At 62.9% G+C, this 4,081-nt stretch carries 2 protein-coding genes; both read right to left on the bottom strand.

Features of this window, described 5'->3' with window-relative positions; all coding sequences use genetic code 11:
* Positions 1–112: 112 nt before the first annotated feature.
* Positions 113–2,374 (bottom strand): exodeoxyribonuclease V subunit alpha, encoded by a 2,262-nt coding sequence (gene recD, locus WD429_RS10045; RefSeq protein ID WP_368422039.1) that lies wholly within the window; start codon positions 2,372–2,374, stop codon positions 113–115.
* On the bottom strand, positions 2,371–4,081 hold a 1,711-nt coding region (locus tag WD429_RS10040; RefSeq protein WP_368422038.1), incomplete at its 5' end, for a 3'-5' exonuclease. The genes recD and WD429_RS10040, both read right to left, overlap by 4 nt.

Below are 4,081 nucleotides of genomic sequence, written 5' to 3'. Positions count from 1 at the left end.
GGGCCTTGCCAAAACCGTGCGGAGCCATGGATGGCGGAGCCCGAGCGCCACATGGATGTGCCGAAGGAGCGTGTTTTGGCAAGGCCCCCCGCTTACTGGCACCCCGGAGACTCTAGTTACCGACAAGCCGCAGCGCCAGCCCGGAGGCCCGCACCACCTGCTGCCCCACACTGTCTTTCAGCACCTGCGTATCGCCTGTGATTAAACTGAACCAGTTTTTGGCCCGGGTGATGCCGGTGTACACCAGTTCCTTGGTCAGCACCGGGCTGAGCCGGTCGGGAAGGACCAGGCAGGTGTGGTTGAACTCCGAACCCTGGGATTTGTGCACCGTCATGGCGTACACGGTTTCCAGTTGTTGCAGCCGGCTGGGGGAAATCCAGCGGATGCCGCCGGGACTGTCTGCACTCGGGAAGGCGACCCGGAGCGTGTCTTTGGGTTCACCCGATTCGGTGCGGTCCCAGGGTACGCTGAAGGTGATGCCGATATCCCCGTTCATCAGGCCCAGGTTGTAGTCATTCCCGGTAATCAGCACCGGCCGGCCGGCGTACCAGCCTTCCGCACGGGGAATCCGTTTTTCAGCCAGGAGATGGCGGGCAATCCGCTCATTCAGCCCTTCCACCCCCCAGGGGCCTTTGCGCAGGGCGCAGAGAATCTGGAAGTCATTGAAGGCTTCCAGTACCTGAAGCGCCAATGAATCCCAGTCTTCACGAGGACTGGCTTCGGTGAGCCCGTGAGTCTGCATCCGTTCCAGATAATGCCGATAGCCCACCGGTGGCGGCAACGTGCGGTGGCTCACCACCCGCCCCTGCCCGGCGTTGCGGAATGCGCCCGGTGTTCCGGTCACAGCGTGTTGGCAGATCTGATCCAGAGTGTCTTCCAGGTTGGGCTTCGGGGTGCGTCCGTTCAGCCAGATCACATCATCGAATTCTGCGTCGCGGATCTGCCGCAATACGGCGCTGTCGAGCGCGTGGGTGTTTACTGCTTCGGAGAGCGCGCGGATGCCGCTGTCCTCCTGGAATCGGTAGCTCTTGCGCAGCATCGCCACGGCCTGATCCAGGGCCTGGCCGGTCGCGTCGATCATGGCGGCGGGTAGCGGGTCTCCGGTCATCGCCTGCAACCATTGGCCGGTGTCGGGGGTATAGTGCGCCCTGAGGGCTCGCTGGCAGAGCTCACCCAGCACAGCGCCGGCATCCACCGAGGCCAGCTGGTCCTTGTCGCCCAGCAGGATCAGCTGGGCGCTGGCGGGCAGGGCGTCGAACACCGAGGCCATCAGGTCGACATCCACCATCGAGGCTTCGTCGATCACCAGAATGTCCACCAGCAGCGGGTTGTCGCGGTTATGGCGGAATTTGCGGGTGTCCGGCCGGCTGCCGAGCAAACGGTGCAGGGTGGTGACTTTGGTGGGAATGTCGTCGAGCGTTACCTGGCCCGGCAACTGGTCCAGCGGCAGGCGGCTGACGGCACCGCCAATGGACTCGTTCAGGCGCGCGGCGGCCTTGCCGGTGGGGGCGGCCAGACGGATGTGGTATTTGCGTCCGCCTCGTTCCGGGGTTTCTCCCGCGACGGCCTGAAGGGCTGCCAGCAGGTTGACCACGGTGGTGGTCTTGCCGGTGCCGGGGCCACCGGTGATCACGGCAAAGCGGTTGCGAGCGGCCAGAGCGCAGGCGAGCTTCTGATAATCCACCGGTTCCGGTGAACGGAACAGATGGTTGAGGGCCTGTGACAGGGTGTGGGCCGGAGCGGATTCCGGATCAGCCAGCCGCGATGGCAGCGCCAGACGCTGCCGGATACCCTCGGCAATGCGCTGTTCGTAGCGCCAGAACCGGCGCAGGTACAGCCGGGTATCCTCCAGCACCAACGGCGTGGTCAGTGAGCCATCACTAACGGCCAAAGATACTGACAGAGCGGACTGACATTCTCTGAGCGTGACTCGCGCAAGCACGTCTCCGGGATATGGAGGGTGTAGGTCCAGGCCCCCTGCCTCCGCGTCACTCGGTGTGCCAGCAGCGGGATCTTCCAGTGGAAGCGACAGGGTGTCGCCGGCATCGGCCAGCACCGTGTTCAGATCAATGCAAACATGCCCGCGACCGACCTGATGAGAGGTCAGTGCCGCGAACAAAAGCACCAGCGGATTCGGGCGTTCACCCTGCTCTTCTGACAAGGCCCGGATCAATCGCGCGAAGCCTACGTCCAGGGGGCGAATCCAATTGGCCTGCTGCCATTGGTCCAGCAGGGCTTCGGTGTGTTCCAGGCTGTCCAGCACGTCGGCGGTATCCATAGCGAATGCGGCGCGGCTCTGCTCCGGGGCCTTCGCGGGCATGTCATCCCCCAGATCCATCGTTATCTGATTGTCAAAATTCCGGGTACGGCTCATGCGGCCACCTCCCCTGTCACCGGCTCGCCATCAAACAGCGCATCCAACTGTTCGATCAGAGCCCTGGGGGGTTTGTCGGTAAAAGCACCGCTGGTGGGCGAATGGACCCCACGCAGGAACAGGTATACTGCGCCGCCGATGTGGCGGTCGTAGTCGTAATCCGGTAACCGGGCCTTCAGCAACCTATGCAGGGCCAGCAGGTAGAGCACGTATTGCAGGTCGTAACGTTTGTCGAGAATGGCATCGCCCATGGCCTGGTCGGTGTAGGCGCTGTCGTTCTCACCCAGAGTGTTGGATTTGTAGTCCAGCACGTAATACTGCCCGTGGTGTTCAAACACCAGGTCAATAAAGCCCTTGAGCATGCCGTTGAAGCGGCTTTCTTCCACCCGGGGCCGGTCGGCCCCGTCGAGGGTGTGCCGGGTAACCAACTGGTCAAGCTTGCGGATGCTGACGTGGCGGCTTTCAAACCAGAATTCCAGTTCTGGGCGCAAAGTGGTGAGAGTTCCCAGGCTGACGCTTTCCCTGCCCGAGCGATCAAGCGGCAGTGGCTCGCTAATCAGTGCCAGCAGCCAGGTTTCCAGAGGCTCTACCCAGTCGTTCCAGCCCCGGGTGCTGCACCGGCGGTTAAGCTGTTCCCGCAGCATAGCGGGGTTATCCACAACGCGCTGGAAGCCGTGTTGGCTGCACCATTCCAGCAGTTCATGCAGGAAGGTGCCGGGCCCGGCACCTTTGGGAAAATGGTGGTGATTGCGGGTATCAGCCGGCACGGTGCCTGCTTCCGCGTCCTGGTCGCTTTCTTCCAGCAGGTTCTGGGTTTGGGCGTCTTCCACCTCGCCAGTAAAGGCAATCCCGGTGCCGGCCATGCCGGTGTATTCGATCGAGGAGTAGCTGGCAATCCACCAGTCCTCTTTCGCCTCACGGGTGGATTCCAGCGCGGGGCCCAGGGCTTCCGGTGCCGGTTCGGTGTACGGCGTCGCCTGCGCTTGGGGCAGCGGCACCACCGACAGTTCCGGCTGGCCTTCGGCCAGTTGCGCCAGGCAGTCCGTAATACGACGATGCGGCTCGCCGGCAATCAGGTACCCCAGGCCGCTCTGGTACCAGTTGTCGAGGGCGGCCGCGCCTACCCAGGTGGCGAACCGGGCCCGTGTCAGCGCCACATAGAGTTTGCGGATATCCTCGCCCAGGCGTTCCTGGTCGGCTTTGGCGACGTCGTCCGGGGTCGGGTCGAACACGGTGACCGGTTTACCGTTGTTATCGTGGTATCGAACGAACGCCTGTTTTTCGTTCTGACTGCGGTAGGCGGTGCCAAACGGCAGAAACACCAGCGGGTATTCCAGGCCCTTGGACTTGTGCACGGTGATGACTTTCACCAGTCCGGCGTCGCTTTCCAGGCGCAGGGTGCGGTGTTCGTCTTCCTCGTCTGCCGCCCGCAGCGCCTGGGTGTAGTGGTGCACCAGCGCATGCTCGCCGTCCAGTTGCAGGCTCTCCTGCTGCAGCAGTTCGGCGATGTGCAGAATGTCGGTCAGCCGGCGTTCACCGTCGGCCCGTTGCAGTAAATGGCCCGGCACTTTGAAATCCATCAGAAAGCTGCGCAGCATGGGCAGTATGCCCTGCGTCTGCCATTGCTGCTGATAACCCATGAAGCGATCAATATCCCGCTCGAGAATGAGCTCATCGGTGAGCAACTGATTCAGCGCCAGCGGAGGC

This window comes from Marinobacter sp. (assembly GCF_040904845.1).
Taxonomy (GTDB): domain Bacteria; phylum Pseudomonadota; class Gammaproteobacteria; order Pseudomonadales; family Oleiphilaceae; genus Marinobacter.
This window is presented reverse-complemented; position numbering and strand designations above follow the sequence as displayed.

Coding starts and splice junctions, on each gene's coding strand:
- recD (WP_368422039.1), bottom strand. CDS start 2,374: ATGAGCCGTACCCGGAATTTTGACAATCAGATAACGATGGATCTGGGG.